Origin of the sequence: Rhizobium sp. NLR22b (assembly GCF_019685295.1) — a bacterium.
Lineage (GTDB): Bacteria > Pseudomonadota > Alphaproteobacteria > Rhizobiales > Rhizobiaceae > Rhizobium.
The window spans coordinates 206156-225469 of sequence record NZ_JABDWM010000013.1 but is presented as its reverse complement, the minus strand read 5'-3'; the positions used below and the strand labels follow the sequence as shown (position 1 = coordinate 225469).

Genomic DNA, 19314 nt, shown 5'->3' with positions numbered 1-19314 from the left:
TTGGTCTGACGGTTGATTACCAGATCGTCGACAACTTCTACGCCAAGGCTTCGGTTCAGTACCTCGATCCGGAAGACGCTGACGACTCTACCTCGGGCTACTTCCGCCTGCAGCGTTCGTTCTAATCTGGTCTGACTTTGGTCGATCAGGAAAGCCCGGCTCTCGAGCCGGGCTTTTTGCGTTGGCGCAAAGGGGCTCCGGTGCCGAGGGGCTCAAAGCTGCCGCGCAGACGTCAGCAGTCGTTGCGCGATAACGGAGTGCATCAGATGGAAAACAGGAGCGTGCTGTATTCATCAGGGGCGACGGGTTGCATCACCGTACCGTGAGAGCATGGGCGCTGTCGGAGACAAAAACCTGTTAGTGCAGCGCCGAAGCCTTAGCTCTCTCACAACTGACGTCGCTTTGAGCGATCACGTCGCCGGATAAACTCGTGTTGCTGCGTTCGAGATAATGCCCATCAAGGAAGGAGCGGTAGGCGTCGGCGATGCCCTCCTTCAGACCGATCTTCGGAGACCAGCCGAGAGTGCGAAGCTTGTCGACGCTCAGGAGTTTACGTGGCGTGCCATCTGGTTTGGCGAGGTCGTGCGTGATCTTGCCTTCGAAGCCAACGACCTCCGAGACGAGGCGTGTCAGTTCGAGGATGGTAATGTCTTCGCCAGAACCTACGTTCACATGACTTTCGGCGGAATAGGTCTTCATGAGATGGAGGCAGGCGTCGGCGCAATCGTCAACATGAAGAAATTCGCGGCGCGGTGCGCCAGTGCCCCAGATGCACATCTCTTGCTGCTGGTTGACCTTGGCGTCATGCGCCTTGCGTATGAGTGCCGGCATGACATGGCTTGATCCGAGGTCAAAATTGTCGTTTGGACCATAAAGATTGGTAGGCATGGCCGAGATGAAATCCCTGCCGTGTTGTTTGCGATAGGCAAGGCAGAGCTTTAATCCGGCAATTTTGGCGATCGCATACCACTCGTTCGTTGGTTCAAGCGATCCCGTCAGAAGTGAATCCTCGACGATCGGCTGATCGGCGAACTTCGGATAGATGCAAGATGAGCCGAGAAACATCAGTTTCTCGACCTGAGCTCTATGGGCTGCGTGGATGACGTTCGCTTCAAGAATCAGGTTGTCGTAAAGGAAATCGGCTGGATAGTGAGCGTTCGCGAGAATACCGCCGACCCGCGCAGCAGCCATGAAGACAGCGTCGGGACGATTCTTGCTCATCCAGGCCTCTACCTGCTCCTGCCGTCTGAGGTCGACCTCGGCGCGGGTGGCGGTTAGAATCTCGCAGTCCTCGGAAACAAGACGGCGCACGATCGCAGAGCCAACCATGCCGCGGTGCCCCGCGACATAGACCCTTTTTCCGGCAAGGCTGTAGATCACCTTACGCATAGGCAAAACCTTTGGTTACACTTACCGCCGGAACATTTCGTGCCATGACTTTCAGGTCCTCGCGGACCATCTCCGTAACCAGCTGATCAAGACTGGTCTCATGTTTCCAGCCAAGCTTCGTATGCGCCTTCGTTGGATCACCGATAAGAAGGTCAACTTCAGTCGGGCGGAAATAAGCCGGATCAATCTCCACCACACACCGACCCGATGACTTGTCATACCCCTTTTCCTCAACTCCGGTCCCACGCCAATCAATCGGCATGCCCACCTTGGCAAAGGCCTTGTCGACAAAGGCACGGACCGAGTGCGTTTCACCGGTCGCAAGGACATAGTCCTCCGGTTCGTCCTGCTGCAGCATCAGCCACATCCCGCGTACATATTCGCGCGCATGCCCCCAGTCGCGCTTGGCATCCAGATTGCCGAGATAGAGCCTTTCCTGCAGTCCAAGATGGATCGCAGCCGCCGCCCGGGTGATTTTACGCGTCACGAAGGTCTCGCCGCGGATCGGACTTTCATGATTGAACAAGATGCCGTTCGAGGCGTGCATGCCATAGGCCTCGCGATAATTGACCACGATCCAATAGGCGTAGAGCTTGGCCGCGGCGTAGGGCGATCGAGGGTAGAAAGGCGTCGTTTCGCTTTGCGGGACTTCCTGAACTTTGCCGTAGAGCTCTGAGGTGGACGCTTGATAGAAGCGCGTCTTCCTGGTCAGTCCCAGGAGGCGAATTGCTTCAAGTAGTCGAAGTGTGCCGGTTCCATCCGCGTTGGCCGTATATTCTGGCGTCTCGAAGGAGACTTGAACGTGGCTCTGTGCCGCGAGGTTATAGATCTCGTCCGGCTGCGTTTCCTGAATCACACGGATGAGATTCGTTGAATCGGTCATGTCCCCGAAATGCAAGATGAACCGAGGATTCTCGACGTGCGGATCCTCGTATAGATGCTCGATGCGGCTGGTGTTGAAGGACGAAGAGCGTCGCTTGAGGCCGTGAACAATATAGCCCTTCCCCAAGAGAAGCTCGGCCAGATACGCACCGTCCTGACCTGTTATACCCGTAATAAGCGCAACCTTGTTTTTATTCTTCACGACAGCCCTCCGTATTTGCTTCGCTGAACCAGGCGTGATGCTGCCGTTGTTCATGTGAATTCGTGGTATTTCCGCAAGGACTTCACAAACAGTTCTGAATCGCTGAAGTTGTACCTGGCGTGTTGTTTCGGATTGACGTTGTTTATGGCGACGCAAAGCTCCGCGTTGCGTGCGGTCTTCAGCTGATGCAAGCAGAATTCGACGGCTCGACGGCTCGTCTTACCCCATTTAACGACCACGAGCGTTCGTTCTGCCAAGGCCGTCAGATGCATTGTATCAGCCGAGGCGAGCACAGGAGCGCTGTCGAAGATGACGACTTGGCCCAGTGAGGCGGCGATCGAGACGATGTCAGCCGCATCAGTCACGCGGGCGCGCCGATGGAGAGTGGCATTGCCGGCCGGAATGAAGTCGATGCCGCTCGGATGGTGATCGATAATGTCCCGGATTCCAGCCTGTCCACACAGGAATTCATTCAACCCCTGCTGTAGCTCGGACCTGAAAAACGAGTCGAGATTTCCGTGTCTGAGGTCGCCATCAACGAGCAGCACCGGAATGCCGTTGGCGGCGAGATCGATTGCCAGTGATCTGGCGACGAGCGACTTGCCCTCTCCACTGTGAGCTGACGTCACGACGATACTGTGAGGCAGCTTTCCACCGTTGGACTGTTTGAGCGAAGTTATGACGGAGCGAATTGCTTCGTCAAACATCCCGTCTTGAATGTCCCCGAAGAGCATGGATGGCCCCCCCCGGTCTCTCCGTTTCAGGCGTGGGATGAATCCGGCTGGCACTATGCGAGGCATTCCGGCCATCTGATCGAAGCTGCGGACCGAGTTATCCAGCATCTCGACCACAAAAGCGGCCGTCACCGCGATCGATATCGAGGCCAGGAGGGCGCCGACCAGATAGAAAAGCCGTCCGCGTCCCTGCGGTGCCAGCGGCACTGCTGCCGGTGACAAAACTTCCAGTTCCGCTCCCGGCAGCATGGCTTGCGCAGCCAAGCCGCGGCGCTGCTCGTCGAGCTTATCAAGAGCGGTTTGCTCCTTGTCAGCCATCCGCTGGAGTCGCGCCAGTTCCGTCTGCGCCAGGGCCGAGCGAGCGCGTTTCTCATGAGCAACCGCCAAGGCCGACCGGACCGCGTCATCTTCATGATCGAGCGCCGCAAGCCTGGCGCGGACTGATTGAAGATATCGATCGGCCGCAAGGCTGAGATCGGTGCGGGATTTAAGGATCTTCGCGCGCATATCGACCACGGCTTCGGCCGTGTTGCCATAGGTCTCGAGAAGGCGCTCGAGATCTTGCTCCTGCGCACGAAGCTCCCGTTGCATTGCACCAATGCTGTCGGGAATAACCATATTCTGCAGGGCGAGCGAGAGGTCGTCAGCCGCTTCCATTGCAGATATCGTTGCTCTCGCTTCAGCGCGGCCTTGTTCGATTTTTGTTTGTCGCTCGCCCAGCTCCATTATCGACTTGATCTGTTCGACCTGATCGTCGTCATTTGAGACGACGTCCATAGTTTTCTGATACGCGTCGGCGGCGTCGCGTGCCGCCGCAGCACGGTCTTTCTGTTCGGCGATGCGCTGCAGAACCCATTCTTCTGCCGCGTCCAGGCGCCCACGCAGACTGTCCTTCCGCTCTTCGAGATAGATGCTGATGAGCCGGTTCGGGACCGAGGCTGCCAGTTGGGGGTCGCTCGCATCGAAGCCGATCTGAATAACGTCACCCTGGCCATCGCGCCATACGCGCAATGCCTTGTAGTAATTCGGGATGATTGGCTCGATGCTGTCTCGTACCGGCGAGGATGGTTTTTCTCTGTCGACCAGACCGCGCAACATTGCTCGCATCCTGTCGATAAGCGAGGTCTCTTGCAGCGCCGGATTGAATTCCGGCCACTCATCGAGCCTCAGGTCGCGGATGACCCGCTCTGCAATGCTTCTGGAAAGAAGTCGTTCGGTCTCCGATGTGGCGTCCAGCGGATCGTTGCGGCCGGAATCTTCAGGGCCGAGCTTCGTCGCCAGAGGCGTGTGGATAATCAGCCGGGACTCGGCATGAAAACTCGGCTTCAACCCGGAAACCATGATAGCGGCAATCGCCATCATCAGCGTGATGATAGCCACGATCATCACCATCCTTCGCCGGATAAGACGCAAGCCCGATGTCAGATCGAAGTCGTCCGAACTGGTTTCCACCTGAAACCGGGGGTCGTAGCGCATCGACGAGAGCGAGGTGTTGCGGTCTGGCGGGATAGTTGAAATGGTCATCGTTCACCAACCGACGTTTGAGGTTGCGCGGAGACGGCGTCGTAGAGTTTTTCCAGCGATCGCATGTAGGCCCTCATACTGAACTGGTTGAGATAATGAGCCCGGGCCTTGGCCGAGAGGCGGTTGCGGATTTCCGGATCGCTGACGAGTTTCGCCAGCGCCGCAGCCAGGGCATCCTTGTCTCCGACAGGCACGAAGACGCCCGTTTCACCGTCGGAGATGACTTCGCCATGCGCACCGACGCGCGTGGTAACGACCGCAAGCCCGTGGGCGAGCCCTTCGACCACAGCCATTGCCAAGCCCTCGGCATGCGAAGGCAGAACCAGGATATCTGCCCGTGCACACAAGGCTTGCGCCTCGTCGGCGCCGAGCCAGCCCGGCATTTTCACCAGATTTGAAAGGCCCAGGGCTGCGGCCTGGCGTCGGTAGTCTTCCACGGGTCCGTCGCCGGCCAGCACGGCCCGCCACTGGAGCTCCTTCATAATCGGATGACTTAAGGCAAGCAGAAGCTCCCCAACGCCTTTGCGTTCGCTCAATCGGCCGAGAAAGACGATCAACGGCATCTTGCCGACGTGAACACTGCGCGCCCCGGGGTCGGGAACACAATTGCGGATGACGGCCACGCGGCGCTCGTCCACGCCGAGAAGCGTCGTCAGCGTCATGCGGTCGCGCTGACCCAGTGCTACCACCTGGTCGGCATGTTGAAACATCCGGCGTATGAGCATCTGTTGACGTGGCGAGCGCGCGGCAAAGTCACTCGCATAGTCGTAATCGTGCAGGTGCAATATGTGAGAGCACCCGAGGAGGCGGGCAGCCTCGGTGAGGATCAGTTTTCTTGCGGTGCTGCCGCGACCCGCGACATGGATATGGTGAATGCGTGCCGGAGCAATTATCCGATCCTTGGCCATCATCAAGATGGCGCCGAGCAGGCGCATCGGCGACGTAACCAGGGACCAGCGACGCCCTCTGGTATCTGTGACAAGGTGCGTTTCGCCCGCCTCCCTGGCGGTGCTCGATATATACCCGACCAGCCTGCCGATTCCGCCGCCGTTCTCGCAACCACCCGGGACATAGTGGCGGACCGTTGCTGCATTCCGCACTGCTATCCGATTCCCCTCCGTGAGCGCCGTCATCCGCATGCTCCGACCACCTCACGATAAACGGCCGCAGCCTTTGCGCCGACCTGCTCAGGCGAATTCGGACCTGTGGCCCAGGCGAGCGCGCTGGTCCCTAAGCTGCTTCTCAATTCGTTGTTTTCCGCCAGTGTCCGGATGGCACTGGCGAGCTGTTCGACGTCCCCTGGCCGAACCACCATTCCCAGTCCGTTTGGTAGAACGGTGGCGCGTAATTCGCCGACGTCGGTCACGATGACCGGTTTGCCAAATGCCGCGGCAAGGTTGAGGACACCGCTTTGCGAGGCTTCCGTGTAGGGAAGAACAACGATATCGGCATCCAGAAAAAGCTGGGCGACCTCCATATCCTCGATAAAGCGGTTGCGAATATCATAGCGGCCGGCTTCGCCCATTAGGGGCTGGAAGATCCAGGGATCATCGCCGCGGCCGGCGACCGTGATGCGCAGATTGGGGAGCTGGTCCTTCAGCATCGCCTCGGCGCGGACCAGATGCTCCAATCCCTTGTAAGCAAATATCCGCCCGAAAAGCAGGACGCGCAAGGTTCCATCTGCGTGGCGCCGCGTCAGCTTGTGCTGTCGAGCGAGCTCCGCGTAGCGATGAATGGCCGGATGCGACAGGACATGGACGCGATCAGGCGATTTTGAATATCGCTCGAGAACCATTCGTTTCAGCCCCTCACCATGAACGACCACATGACCTGATTGCCGCACCATCAGTTGCGGAGCCCAGGCGGGCAGCGTGCGGGTGTCGGAATCGCCGGGATGCACGTCAACATCGTGGACGGTCGTCACCAGAGGGATCGGGCGCCAGAATGGCGCAGCAAAGTTCAACCAGAGTGTGGAATTGCTCAGAAGGTGAATGATGTTCGGCCGCTCGGTCCGGATGAGACGCGTGAGTTGGTGCAGGAACCAGGGGTTGGAGAGTGAGCGGTGCCGTGGCCAGTCCAAAAGGTGCAGATCGACAGCCGGATCGAAGGCGGAGGCAAGGTTGGCATAGCGCCGATGCGGAACTGCGAGCACGACCTGCAGGTGTTGCGCAACACCGTTGGCGAAGGAGATGGTGTAGTCTTCGAGTTCGGAAACCAGCATCAGCGCCTTCATCGTGCCGACTCCGACAAGCCAACAGCCTGACCGCGTCGAGGAAGGTCGCGGGCTGTCCGCAATGCCTCGCGCATACGCCTCAGCAAGTTTGGTTCTCCGGCGAAAAAAAGCCCTTCAACAGCAAGTCTGAACCGGGTGCGTGTATCTGCGCCCTCCAGCCTGACGGAGGCAACCCGGTACGGAAAGTGATCGGTCAGACGCAACCTTCCCGCTAAATCGTGGGCGGAAAGAAACTGGTTCGTCACTTCGACGACAGTCCGCCAATGGGCCATGCGCTTTCGCAGCATGGCGGCGTCATCGACTGACCGATACCAGTTATTGTTGTGAATTCGGTAGAATCCGAGTGAATCCGACAAGGCGACAACGTTCCCCAGAAATGGGTAGAGGCCCGCGAGCCAGGCGTCGGCGGAAATGTGGAACTGTTCGGGAATATCTCCTGCCGCATCCCACGCGCTACGTCTTACAGCGATGGCTGATGTCAGTGGGAAGGGCCACCAGCCGGCCGATCTCGCAAGCCGTGACGACAAATCTCCCGAACACAAGGTCCGAGGAATTGGCTTGAAGGCTATTGAGCCATCGATCTGCGTCGGCTGCAGTCGGTGATAAACAAGCGATGCATGAGGATTCGACTGGAAAGCAGCGGCTGTTGCCGACAGCTTGCCCGGCGCCCACCAGTCATCGGCATCGAGAAAACAGAGGATTTCGCCACTGCTTGCCTTCACAGCGGCATTGATGGCGGCGGCCTGTCCCCGGTTCTCCTGGAAGAGCACCTTCACCCGGTTTTCATATCCTTCCAGAACCGAGCGCGACTGATCGCTCGAGCCGTCATCGACGACGATGATTTCGGCATTAGACGCCTTTTGGCGCAGGGCGCTGTCGATCGCCCGAGGAAGGAAGCAACCGTAGTTGTAGTTGTTGATGAGGACGCTGATCGTCGGCCGCTCCATGACACCCCCTCTCAAGCGCGTTGCTGCGCGACACATCGGTACGCCGGAGTTGCGGACGCTCGTTCGTTTGGCAACGCGATTTCATGGAAAGGGATGGGAGGCGGACAGGCATCATTCCGCGCGATCAGGCTTGCGCCCTGAGCTCGTAGGGTCACCACCGCAACGCGTGACGCTTCCGTTATAATGCATACGAAACCAGGACCATGACGCAGAACCATAAAAATCCCAACCCTTCCGAGCGTCACCTGCCAACTGCCGGCTGCGCCAGAAATTATTGCCTCACTTCACCACCGACTGCGGCTTAGCGCGGCGTGCTTCGCGGTTCGTTTTCATCGTCAAGCTACCGGCGATTGGTCACGGGTGACATCTGCTCTTATGGGCAATGCCGTTTGCCCAGGCACCAACTTTTGGGGGAGGCGTAGACCGTGAGCTTAACCCAAACAACGTCCTTGGACGGTGGGTACGCGCGTTAGGCTTAGCTCCGCCTTCGTTTGCGTCGGTTGACTAGGGAGGTGGCGGGATGTTCGTTGGTAAGCAGCGCAGCTGTGAAAGGGGACCCATGTCTTTCCAAATTGCCGCGACCAACAGCCTCTCATCTGTCCAGTCAAATCGGGACCGATAATGAGAGCCTATATGCTTAGAGCCGCGAATGGGCCGACCGTCAGTTGGCGAGCGATAGAGTGCTGGGGCGCAGGCTTTTGCCTTTTTCTTCAAACAGGCGCCCTTTTCCCGCTCATGCTGGCGGACGCCGACGGAGCCCTTGGCGATCATGCCAGGTCTATATTGCGTCTGCTTTGCCTGCCCGTATACGGCTTTACGTTCTTGATGCTGGTAAGGAATTTTCCGCTGTTTCTAACGGCGCTCAAGCGAAATTGGTTTGTCCCCTTGATGGTCGCCATGCCGTTTGTGTCCGTCTTCTGGTCGGTGGGCCCATCAACGACATTCAGGCGCGCCATCGGCCTGCTCTTTACAGTGCTTCTGGCTTACGTGCTGGCAATACGCTTCACACCACGGCAGTTGCTTCTCCTGGCATTTGCCACCTTCGGAACATGCATCGTCCTCAGCCTTCTGGTCTTCGTGGCGTCGCCGAGTCTCGCTCGCATGCCAATGGACGGGTCCGTGCGTGGCATATTCATCCACAAGAACAGTCTCGGTTGGTACGCCGCCATGATGATACTGGTGTCGACGGCCGTTTTAATTGACGGTAACCGGGGTTTACGGCGAACCGCCTTGCTTTTCTTGATCGCGGGCGGGGCCTGTCTCGTGGCCTCCGGATCGATGACCGCGATCATTGCGACGGCATCGGCCTATTGCTTGATCGGGTTCTATTCCCTGTTGCGGCGGATCGGTGGCATCAGCCGCATCGTCTTCGTCCTGTTTTTTGTTCAAATGTTCGTTGGGCTCCTCCTTTTGCTTCACGAATTCCTGGTTCCATTCCTGGAGGCGCTTGGCAAGGATGCCACTTTGACGGGCCGAGTGCCCTTATGGGAGCTGGTCGATGGTCAGATCGCCGATCACCTGCTGCTCGGCTTCGGCTACCAGGCCTTTTGGACAGAGGCGAACCCCGAGGCCTGGATTATCTGGTCGAGGATCCAATGGATGGCTCCCCACGCCCATAACGGATTCCGCGACACGCTGCTGAACTTCGGAATAAGCGGAATGATCTTGTTCGCTCTGATGCTTTTGCAGGCCTTGCGCCAAGGGGCGGTCCTCCAATGCCGCGATCCGCATTATGGCTGGCTCTGGTTGAATGTCTTTACAGTCGTGATTTTGGTGATGAATCTGACCGAAACGATCTTCCTGATCCAGAATGATGCGATTTTCGTTCTGTTTATGTCGGGCATCATCATGTTCTCTCTATATGAGCCCGTTGTTTCGACGGCTCCCGGCCAGCAACTGCGGGCCTCGGCAGGCAGCACAACGGCGGAGCTGCAGATTTGATCAGGCTGCGCTTCGCACCGATCTTGAGCTTTCTGCTTGCTTCGCTCTTTCCGCAGCCGAGCAACCTGGCCGCAGTGAGTCCGGACGCAGATGCGCCCGACAGGCTGCAGGCAGCGCTCAGGGAAGCGACTTGCGCGGAAGCGTCGCCGGCGACCTTTTCGGACAGGCTGAAGGGGACTTCTCTGAGCAAAGTACTGACGGGCACATCCGCGCCCCGGGCGGTATTCTATGTTTCTCCCGATGGCAAAGACAGTTGGAGTGGGCGTCTTCCCAAAGCCAATCCTCAGCGTACCGATGGTCCTTTTGCCAGCATCGAGCGAGCTCGGGACGCTGCGCGTGAGAAGGGCCGCGAAAACACGATCGCAATAGGCAAGGGGGACTATTATCTCGCTGAACCGATAGTCTTCGACGCCCGCGACGCGGGCCTGGTCATCGCTGCAAGGTGCAACGAAGCGCCGGTTCTGCACGGTGGCCCGCTTATACGCAATTGGACGGCACAGGCCGATGGCCGATGGACGGCGTCGCTGAAGCTGCCTCCAGGCAGGGAGTTGGGCGACCTTTTCGTCAACGGGGCGCTCCAGACGCAGGCCCGCTTTCCCAATGCTCCGCTCGATGGAGACCCGCGCAAAGGATGGCTTTTTGCGGCCAAGTGCGCTGAGGACGACGACATATGGCATGGCAACACGCGTTTTTGTTTCCATGCCGGCGATCTTCCGATCTCCAAAAATACAGCGGGGCTTGTCACCCACATTGTCGGTGGTTTTCGCCCCGGCAGCCAATGGGGCAGTGACACCCTCCCTGTGGTTTCAATCGATACCGCCAACCGGGCCATCAACACCAGAGGCACTGCCTATTTCTTCACCGCGGAAGGCAGCCGCTATTTCCTTGCCGGGGCGGCGGCCCTGCTCGATGCTCCCGGCGAGTGGTGGTATGACCGCGCTGGGGAGCAACTCGTCTACCTCCCAACCGATGGATTGCCAATCAGATCTACGGCTGTCGCCGGTATCCTGCCGACATTCTTCAGGCTGGATGGAGCCGACCGGATGGTTGTATCAGGGCTTCAGTTCCGGGAAGGGGACCCGCGCGGTAGCGGCAAGTTCGGTACCGACACCAGGAGCTTTGGCGCCATACGGATCGAGCGGGCGGACGGCGTCCGGCTGCTCGGCAACTCCATCGACAATGTCGGCGTCGGCATCCATGTTTCCGAGAGCAAGGATGTCTTGATTGCCGGCAACGAGATTGCGGATGTGGCCGGCAACGGGATTTATGTTGGCACGACCTACGGCACTTTCCTCAAATCGGACGGTGCGACAATCCTGTCGAACCACATCCATGACATCGGCAGGGTCTATTTCGAAACGGCCGGGATATGGTTCCAGGCTGCCGACAATGTCAGGATCGCTCACAATCTCATCGAAAACGCGGCTCAGTTCGGTATTGCCGGTGGCTCGCTATGGGGACCTCAGGACGCAGTTCATGATGCGGTCATCGAACACAACGTGGTCCGCAACGCCAATCAGCAAACGGCAGATGGCGGCGCCATCAAGATGATGGGTGAGCAGGCCGATCCTTTGAACAGCAGCATTCGTTATAATCTCGTCACCGGAACAGGTCAGCTTATGAACAGGGTTGATGGGACATTCTGGCCTCCCGGATACGAAAATACCAGTGAATGGCCTTCTCCTATAAGTTGGGCGATCTATACCGACGGCAAGGCCAGTGGAGTGCGCATCGAAGGAAATACGCTTTCGGATAACATATCGGCGATCGGCATAAACGGTGGCTGGAGCAACCTGGTGACAGGAAACGTCATCACAGGCGGGTCTGGCGCTGCCTTTCGCGTCGATGACGGTACGGGCTGGGGGTGGCATCCCCCTTGGGCAGGCCCCAATCGCATCGAGGACAATATCGTCTCGGTCGAGAGCGGCAATGGGCTTGCAGCATACATTTACGTGCCGGACCACAAGCTCGGATCGGTGCAGTTTGCGCGCAACCGCTACAGCGGCAATCTGAACGACAAGAGCTTCAGGATACACCCGGAGATCATGCTTTCAGGAGAGTTTGGCAGTCTAGGCGATCTTCAGAAGGCCGGGATCGACATCGGGAGCGTGGCGTCGCACCCCGAGTAACGAAACCGGCGGCGCGACGGACTATAGCGCTTTCAGCCATGGCAGCTTGAAACTGCTCGACCACGTCGTGTGCGCGCTCCTTGTGGGTGTGTCTTATCATCCAAACCATGCTCGGCCCGCCGCCGCCGAGCCCGCCCCGAGTACCCACCTCGCGACTTCGGCGTTGCTTGATAGTCAGCCATAAGCGTTCCACCTGATCAGGGTTCAGTGTTCTCTGATGGCGATATTCCCAATAGAACTCAAGTTTTTCTGCAGCTGATTGGTTTTCTCGGGCAGCTCTGAAGGCTCGCCAGCCATCTCGCCTATTGGGTTGGCCATTTCCCCCCGCTTTATTCGCGCAAACCACCCCAGCCTGGACGCGAGGGTGACTATCTTCCGCGGCTTTGTGAAGGTCAAACAGCTCTTTCGGGATCGCACTCATCAAAAAGAGCAACGTGGCAGGCATTGGGGGTACGTCGCCTTACTTCGAACATTGTAACTTATCTGGGCCGAAGGCGTAGGAATATGAAGTGTCTTCTACGTCCAATAGTTGGAATTGAAAGTATGGAGACAATCGCGCTGCCGGCATATTCTGATGACAGTTTAGATCGCGAAAGCGCAGGTCATGAGAAAGCAAACAGCAGACAGAATCCAAGCTTCAGTTCTTAAACAAAAGGACTCTTTGGGATGGACTAATGTCCTTGGTGTTCGCATTTCGGCAGTTAATCTTAAAAGCGCGACCGGTTTTATTCAAAAGGGCATCGAAGACGGCAGGAGGGAATATGTGTGCGTTCGCGACGCCCACGGTGTCGTGCGATGTCAAGATGATCCAGAGCTGCGGTCGATACATAACCGGGCGTTCCTCGTAACCCCCGACGGCATGCCACTGGTATGGGCGTTGAAGCGTGCTGGCCATTCGGAAAGCGACAGGGTCTACGGACCTGACCTGATGTTGTCTGTTTTCGAGGCCGGAATATCCAAAGGTCTGCGCCATTTCCTCTATGGCGCAACAGCCGAGACGCTGGAGCAGTTGCAGGCGCGCCTTCTCGCACGATTCCCGCAGGCGCAGATCGCCGGCACCTATGCACCGCCTTTTCATAAGCTGTCGTTGCAAGAGGAGGCTGATATCGCAGACCGGCTCAACCGGTCGGGTGCGGATATTATTTGGGTCGGCCTCAGCAGTCCCAAGCAGGAACTCTGGATGGCGCGCATGCGCGACCGTCTCGAAGCTTCGATGCTCATCGGTGTCGGAGCTGCATTCGATTTCCACGCCGGCCTCAAGCGGCAGGCTCCGAGGATAATTCAAAGAAGCGGCTTTGAATGGGCCTTTCGTCTTTTATGCGAACCGCGACGGCTGTGGCGGCGCTACGCGCTCGTCGTGCCGACCTTCATCTCACTGACAGCATTCCAGAGACTGGGGCTTCGGAAGTTTCCGATCGAAGACGAGGTTTTTGGATCGAGCGCGCCAAAAACAGCAGCCGCAAAGGTGTGAAGCGATCATGTCCCTATTTGCGTCGTCAGCAATCACGTCCGACCTGCGGAAGGCGGCAAACTCCGTCCCATCAGTGGCAAGCCCCACGCCGGCCGCCGAATTCAACAAGCGGGCAGGGCTGAATATCCCTGTTCCATTGAGGCGCAGGTTGCCTCGGCTTGCTGCTTCGTCATTTCTGGTCGCCGGCGACATCGCAAGCTATCTGATAGCCTATCTTGTTCTGCTGCCATTTCTTCCGCACGGTTCGGAGAATATGGTGCCGGAGCGCGCTTTCGCCCTCGCAGCACTGGCAGCAATCGTTCTTTATGCATCGAACGCGCTCTATCCCGGATATCGGCTTCACGACCACGAACATCTGCGCCGCCGAACGACAGCGTCCTTCAAGGTGGTCGTCATCGCAGCGCTTGGTGCGATCCTTCTGCCGGAAGGGTTAGGACTGCTGCTTCCGATCATCGGCTTCCTTGGCCTCGGATTGGTTGTTCAACCTGTTATGCGGGGGGCCGCACGAGGACTGTCCTGGAGGCTTGGTATTTGGGGTGAGCCGGCAGTGATCATTGGTGCCCGCAATCGTATCCCTGCGCTTGTGGCGTATTTCTCCGAGCATTGGCACTATGGCATTCGGCCGGAAGTCTCTTCTCCCGATACTTCGGAAGTATTTCTCGACAATGGGCCGTCGATTGCCCTGATCGCTGACGATACGGGTTCATTTATCGCCGAGTTGGCAACGATGCGTCGGCAGTTCGCCGAAGTCATCCTCCTCTCCGACACGCCGAACCTCAAGATAACCGGATTGCGACCGGCAGACGTCAGCGGAGAGATCGGTGTTCGCTTGGCCGTCGGTGGGAGATCGGCAGGCACGAACCTGGTTCGTCGAGTCCTCGATCTCGTGATCGCCGTCCCTGCGACGCTGGTGCTTATGCCCTGCATTCTGGTTGCCGCCGCCGCGATCTATGCCATCGATCCAGGGCCCGTCTTCTTCAGACACACCAGGGAAGGTTTGTCTGGCAAGCCGGTGCGCGTCCTGAAACTGAGAACGATGTACAGAGATGCGGAACAGCGCCTCGAAACCTTGTTCCGGGACAATCCGGCCATACAAGCCGAGTGGTCGAACCACTTCAAGCTTCGGCAGGACCCGCGCATCCTGCCGGTGATCGGGCATGTCCTTCGCGCGTCGAGTTTCGACGAACTCCCGCAGTTGGTGAACATCATTGCAGGAGAGATGTCCTTCGTGGGACCGCGCCCCTTCCCGGAGTATCACCTCTCGGCAATGGATAGCGAGTTTCGTGTCAAGCGGCGTTCGGTAACACCTGGGCTAACGGGGCTTTGGCAGATATCCGAACGAAGCAACGCGGATATCGAACTGCAGCAGCAACTCGACGAGTTCTACATCGACAATCGGTCCCTGTGGTTCGACTGGCACATTCTTCTCAGCACAATTCCTGCGGTTCTGAAAGGCAAGGGAGCTTGCTGAGATGGTTTTCACCCTTGCGGGCAAACATCAACAACGGAGCACATCAATGCACGGATACAAGCGAATCATGGTTACCGGCGGCACCGGATTTCTGGGATCATTCCTGTGCGAAAGGCTTTTGCGAGAGGGCAACGACGTCCTCTGTGTGGACAATTTCTACACCGGTTCGCGCGATAACGTACTGCACCTTCTTGACGATCCTCGTTTTGAGATACTCCGCCACGACATCACCTTCCCGCTTTATGTGGAGGTCGACGAGATCTACAACCTTGCCTGCCCGGCATCTCCGGTCCACTACCAGCACGATCCCGTGCAGACCGTAAAGACCAATGTGCACGGGGCGATCAATATGCTCGGCCTGGCCAAACGCACCAAAGCGAAGATCTTCCAGGCATCGACGAGCGAGGTCTACGGCGACCCGGCGGTTCACCCGCAGCCCGAGGAGTATCGCGGCAGCGTCAGTCCCATCGGCCCGCGGGCATGCTATGATGAAGGCAAGCGGTGTGCCGAGACGCTGTTTTTCGACTATCATCGTCAATATGGCGTGGAAATCCGGGTGGCGCGGATCTTCAATACCTACGGTCCCCGGATGCAGACGAATGACGGCCGCGTCGTCTCCAATTTCATCGTTCAGGCGCTTCGCAACGAGCCGATCACCATCTTCGGCGACGGCAGGCAAACTCGGTCGTTCTGCTACGTGGACGACCTGATCGACGGCTTCATCCGTTTGATGGCCGCCCCCGCTGGGGTTACGGGCCCGATCAATCTCGGCAATCCCGGAGAATTCCAGGTCCGTGAATTGGCAGAAATGGTGATCGAAATGACCGGATCGAAGTCCGGCATCGTCTACAAGGCTCTGCCGATTGACGATCCGACACAACGCAAGCCCGACATCAGCCGCGCGACGCAACAACTGGGCTGGCAACCGAAGGTGAACCTTCGCGAGGGGCTTGAGAGGACGATCGCTTATTTCGAGTGGAAGCTTTCTGGCGGAGTAACGAACAAACTCAGCGCCCACTCCTGGCAAGAGGCATATCCGCATCTGGCGTCACCGGGCGTCGAACTCAATGCTCCTGAAGCCATTCGATAGGGACATGAACAGCAAAGTCGATCATCGAAAGCCGCGGCTCGTTTTTTTTCAATGGGACCATCAGCCCAACGCGAACGCGGCCAGTTACCTGCTGCTGCACATGCAGCAGCAGGTCAAATGTCTTGCAACACATTTCGATGTCTTCGTCGTTAATCGCGACTGCGATTATGCAGAGATATGCGACAGGTACGAACCGGATCTGACGTTGTTTGAAAGCGGTTACCGGTCGCATGGCTCACGTCGGATAAAAATCACAAACACCAATACCCATCTCGCCGTTCCGAAGCTCGGTCTTCATAACGCCGATGCGTGGTGCGACCGACGCGCCGGCTTTCTTTCCGATATGGAGCACTGGGGCATCGAGACCTATTTCGCGATCGCAACCATGGCGCCGGAATATATGCCGGCAATGAGGGAGAATCTGTTCGTCTGGCCAAATTTCATCGATCCCGAAGTCTACCGCGACTATGGGCAGCAAAAGGTCATCCCGGTCACGCTCACGGGTCAGGCCTATGGTCTTTATCCCTGGCGACAGATGGTCTTTCCGACGATCCGCGACCGTTACCCCTGCCTGGTCTCGCCGCAACACGCCTATGAGAGCAAGCTGGCCGCCCAGCTCCTATCTGGAGAAGCCTATGCGCGCGCGCTGAACGCGAGCTTCGTCGTCCCCACATGCGGCACTATGGGCGGCGAGGTCGTGCGCAAGCATTTTGAGATCCCCGGGGCAAAGGCCTGTCTCGTGACAGAACGCACGGCAGCCGTGGAGGCGGCCGGCTTTGTCGACATGCAGAACTGTGTCTTTGTTGACGGCAGCAATGTAGTCGAGCGACTGGACTATCTTTTTGCCCATCCTGACGAACTAAGACGTATCACGACAGCCGGTTTCAGCCTGATCCATTCGCGTCATACGTTGAGCCACAGGCCGCAAGTATATCAGTGGTTCACGCTGAACAAGAGCCTGCAGTTCGGCGAAAGGATCATCCAGTCCGGCCCCTTCGGCGATCTTACAAAGGTCAGGCGTATCTCAAAGCAAGAGAGCGTCCATATCGTCGGGGAAGCATGCGATCGCACCTTGCTGAAGCAGGGAGACCTGCTTCTCCAGCAGGGCAGGGTGGAGGAGGCCAAGCACCGCTACCTCAGCTGTCTCGACTACGTATCCTACTTGCCCGAAGCGAAATTCCGCCTTGCCATCTGCGCATTACAGGAGGGCGACGCCGACCGCGCCTGTGATCTTCTGGTGGATCTGGTCAAGGTGACCATCATCGAATATGGGGCGCTCGATCCGGATCCGGTCGAATGGGCCTACTTCCTTCTTGCTTTGATTTGCAGAGGCCAGTTTGAACGGGCGCGGAAGCTGCAAGATTTCTATCCATCTCTGTCCCATGACGAATTCAGGCGCGCGCGCCTCGTCATCGCGCAGCTCGCTCGCTCAGCCGATGGGGTCGCCTTGGGAAGGCATGGCCGGGATCGAAAAAGCATTCATCAGCTTTTCGACCGAACCGACACCGAGTGGTTTGGATGGTTCGCCGAGATTCTTGAACGGTGCCGGCAGCCAGATCTTGCAAATATTCTTCGTCATGCTCCGCTTAGCGCAAGCGGTGGCGAGAAAGTGGCACCTCCACAGTTCAAACCTGGTGCTGGCTGGCGCCTGCGACTCTATTCGTGCATCGACGGCCTGATGATCAAACTGCGCCTGAATGGCTTGAGGCCAAATGTGCCGCCTCTGCCGGAGTTCCGATATCTCTGGCATCTTGCGCGGGGTCTTATCCCTCATTCGCAGAAAGCGCGGTTGCGCAGGATTCGAACGGCGCTTTCCAAGCATCCTGTGGGCACCGGCAATTAGCTGTGGGGAAAATGCAATTGCGGAAAACAAAGACCTGAAGCGTGACACGCGAATCCGAAAGATCGCGGCACGCTTTAGATCATCGACTCGGCGTATTTCCGTGCATCCACCGGGATGTTTTAAGAGAGAATGTGCTCGCGATGCGGAGCAGGATCTGATCGGCTGACCGCATTGGCATCCGTCAGTGTGCTGCTAACCCGCCCGAAAGATTATTCTGAAAAAGATCGTTGAGCTTGAACACGACTTCCGTTCTGTTCGTCGCTTTTACCTTTTTCATGATATTGCGAACATGCACCTTCACCGTGCTTTCTCGGAGATTGAGCTCATAGGCGATGATCTTGTTCGCCTTTCCGCGTCGGAGCGCCTCCACCACTTCTGCCTGACGATCCGTGAATATGCCGGCGAGCGGGTGGGCGGTCGAGTTGCTCGAGTCGAGCAGGTGACGCATGGCGAACAGGGCGCTTGCAGGCACAAATATTCCTCCTGCCACCGACAGCGCGATTAGCTCCATGCAGACGCTGACGCTGACTGAGGCGGGTATGAACCCTTTGGCACCATACTCAAGAGCCCTGACGATTTGGCCGAAATCGTCGCTATCAGCCAATACGATAAGGGGTGTGGCAGCGAATTCCGACGAAAGCTTCCGGATTTGCTCCGAAACGGCCGGTTCATCGACCTTTTTGCCGCCGACGTTCAAAAGGATCGCCGAAAGCGGAGCGTATTCGTCGCGCTTCTGCTTCCACTCCTCAATGGATCCAAAGGCCAGGATCTGCAAATCCGCCTTTTGCGCAGCCATGCATTGCGCCAGGCATTGGCGATCGAGCTCACGATTGTCGAGAATAACAAGCGAATGAGTTTGCCTTGCCGACTTTGCAGGTGCGTGCTCGTTATTTTCTAACTTAAGGGGAAGAGCTACGTTCTCCTGCCTGAGGTCCAAATTCGGTATAAGTGCTGAATTCACAGCTTCACCCTCCCTCTAACACGTTACGCTTCACTACGACCCGAGTACCGACCCCTCTCAATACGGGGGCTTAGGAAACTCTAAAGTAGGAATCGAATACCACAATTCGCGGAACGTTACAGTAGCTAATATAGGCTAAGTACAGCACAACTTCTATAACGGGATGAAAACGGGAAGATAAGCCTGAGTGTAGACTTAGGTCTTACTGGGATTCCTGCAAGATAGTCTCTGTTGTTACATGTCAGTTTTGCGACGAGCCACTAAATGTATGGAAACAATCACTGTCTCCGGCGTAGGCCCGGCAATGGGTGCGGAAGGTGTGAGCTTGCCACCAATGCTGGTGGAGGACGTGAACCAGGGTGTAAGTCGTCATAAGTAGGTACGCCTTTAGGTGAATAAGCTTAAACGTTTTGTTTCTTTACTCGGGCGAAGAAAACAATTCTCTTTGGAGTGCAGAGAAATAGTTGTCCTGTTGGTTTGAAACCTTGGACGCAATC

13 protein-coding genes and 1 pseudogene are annotated in these 19314 nt (G+C 57.4%); 7 read left to right on the top strand and 7 right to left on the bottom strand.

What is annotated here, in order from left to right; genetic code table 11:
- Positions 1-125 (top strand): annotated as a pseudogene (locus HJC00_RS21565) (porin); the annotation flags it as partial.
- A 232-nt stretch (positions 126-357) separates the two neighbouring features.
- Here HJC00_RS21565 and HJC00_RS21560 read toward each other — a convergent pair.
- From HJC00_RS21560 to HJC00_RS21535, 6 genes are read right to left on the bottom strand one after another with little or no spacing between them, the layout of a single operon-like run.
- Positions 358-1389 (bottom strand): GDP-L-fucose synthase, encoded by a 1032-nt coding sequence (locus HJC00_RS21560; RefSeq protein WP_221164579.1) that lies wholly within the window; start codon positions 1387-1389, stop codon positions 358-360.
- Positions 1382-2473, bottom strand: a complete 1092-nt coding sequence (gene gmd, locus HJC00_RS21555; RefSeq protein ID WP_210628516.1) for a GDP-mannose 4,6-dehydratase — start codon at positions 2471-2473, stop codon at positions 1382-1384. Before gmd ends, HJC00_RS21560 begins: the two co-directional genes overlap by 8 nt.
- Before the next feature lie 50 nt (positions 2474-2523).
- Entirely contained in the window at positions 2524-4731 is a 2208-nt protein-coding gene (locus HJC00_RS21550; protein WP_221147337.1) for a polysaccharide biosynthesis tyrosine autokinase, read from the bottom strand.
- Positions 4728-5870 carry a glycosyltransferase family 4 protein gene (locus tag HJC00_RS21545; RefSeq protein WP_221155883.1) on the bottom strand — a complete coding sequence of 381 codons (1143 nt, stop codon included), beginning with the start codon at positions 5868-5870 and terminating at the stop codon, positions 4728-4730. The genes HJC00_RS21550 and HJC00_RS21545 overlap by 4 nt, the downstream gene beginning before the upstream one ends.
- Positions 5861-6964, bottom strand: coding sequence for a glycosyltransferase family 4 protein (locus HJC00_RS21540; protein WP_221155882.1), 1104 nt, complete (start codon positions 6962-6964; stop codon positions 5861-5863). The genes HJC00_RS21545 and HJC00_RS21540 overlap by 10 nt, the downstream gene beginning before the upstream one ends.
- On the bottom strand, positions 6961-7911 hold the full coding sequence (locus HJC00_RS21535; RefSeq protein WP_210628512.1) for a glycosyltransferase: 951 nt from the start codon (positions 7909-7911) through the stop codon (positions 6961-6963). Before HJC00_RS21535 ends, HJC00_RS21540 begins: the two co-directional genes overlap by 4 nt.
- Before the next feature lie 621 nt (positions 7912-8532).
- On the opposite strand from HJC00_RS21535, the gene HJC00_RS21530 reads away from it, so the two are divergent.
- From HJC00_RS21530 to HJC00_RS21505, 6 genes are all read left to right on the top strand, one after another.
- Entirely contained in the window at positions 8533-9852 is a 1320-nt protein-coding gene (locus HJC00_RS21530; protein ID WP_221147335.1) for an O-antigen ligase, read from the top strand.
- Positions 9852-11981, top strand: a complete 2130-nt coding sequence (locus HJC00_RS21525; protein ID WP_221164580.1) for a right-handed parallel beta-helix repeat-containing protein — start codon at positions 9852-9854, stop codon at positions 11979-11981. Before HJC00_RS21530 ends, HJC00_RS21525 begins: the two co-directional genes overlap by 1 nt.
- A 604-nt stretch (positions 11982-12585) precedes the next feature.
- A complete protein-coding gene (locus HJC00_RS21520) occupies positions 12586-13452 on the top strand; it encodes a WecB/TagA/CpsF family glycosyltransferase (RefSeq protein ID WP_210628510.1) in 867 nt (288 codons plus the stop codon).
- Between the two features lie 7 nt (positions 13453-13459).
- A complete protein-coding gene (locus tag HJC00_RS21515) occupies positions 13460-14923 on the top strand; it encodes a sugar transferase (protein WP_221164578.1) in 1464 nt (487 codons plus the stop codon).
- A gap of 46 nt (positions 14924-14969) precedes the next feature.
- Positions 14970-16013 carry a UDP-glucuronic acid decarboxylase family protein gene (locus HJC00_RS21510; protein WP_210631661.1) on the top strand — a complete coding sequence of 348 codons (1044 nt, stop codon included), beginning with the start codon at positions 14970-14972 and terminating at the stop codon, positions 16011-16013.
- 4 nt (positions 16014-16017) lie between these two features.
- Positions 16018-17856, top strand: a complete 1839-nt coding sequence (locus HJC00_RS21505) for a glycosyltransferase (RefSeq protein WP_221164577.1) — start codon at positions 16018-16020, stop codon at positions 17854-17856.
- A gap of 181 nt (positions 17857-18037) precedes the next feature.
- Here HJC00_RS21505 and HJC00_RS21500 read toward each other — a convergent pair whose 3' ends face one another.
- Positions 18038-18817: a response regulator transcription factor gene (locus HJC00_RS21500; protein ID WP_210628508.1), complete on the bottom strand. Its 780-nt coding sequence runs from the start codon at positions 18815-18817 to the stop codon at positions 18038-18040.
- Positions 18818-19314: the final 497 nt, after the last annotated feature.

Coding starts and splice junctions, on each gene's coding strand:
- HJC00_RS21520 (WP_210628510.1), top strand. CDS start 12,586: ATGAGAAAGCAAACAGCAGACAGAATCCAAGCTTCAGTTCTTAAACAA.
- HJC00_RS21515 (WP_221164578.1), top strand. CDS start 13,460: ATGTCCCTATTTGCGTCGTCAGCAATCACGTCCGACCTGCGGAAGGCG.
- HJC00_RS21505 (WP_221164577.1), top strand. CDS start 16,018: ATGAACAGCAAAGTCGATCATCGAAAGCCGCGGCTCGTTTTTTTTCAA.
- HJC00_RS21510 (WP_210631661.1), top strand. CDS start 14,970: ATGCACGGATACAAGCGAATCATGGTTACCGGCGGCACCGGATTTCTG.
- HJC00_RS21540 (WP_221155882.1), bottom strand. CDS start 6,964: ATGAAGGCGCTGATGCTGGTTTCCGAACTCGAAGACTACACCATCTCC.
- HJC00_RS21560 (WP_221164579.1), bottom strand. CDS start 1,389: ATGCGTAAGGTGATCTACAGCCTTGCCGGAAAAAGGGTCTATGTCGCG.
- HJC00_RS21535 (WP_210628512.1), bottom strand. CDS start 7,911: ATGGAGCGGCCGACGATCAGCGTCCTCATCAACAACTACAACTACGGT.
- HJC00_RS21545 (WP_221155883.1), bottom strand. CDS start 5,870: ATGCGGATGACGGCGCTCACGGAGGGGAATCGGATAGCAGTGCGGAAT.
- HJC00_RS21530 (WP_221147335.1), top strand. CDS start 8,533: ATGAGAGCCTATATGCTTAGAGCCGCGAATGGGCCGACCGTCAGTTGG.
- HJC00_RS21550 (WP_221147337.1), bottom strand. CDS start 4,731: ATGACCATTTCAACTATCCCGCCAGACCGCAACACCTCGCTCTCGTCG.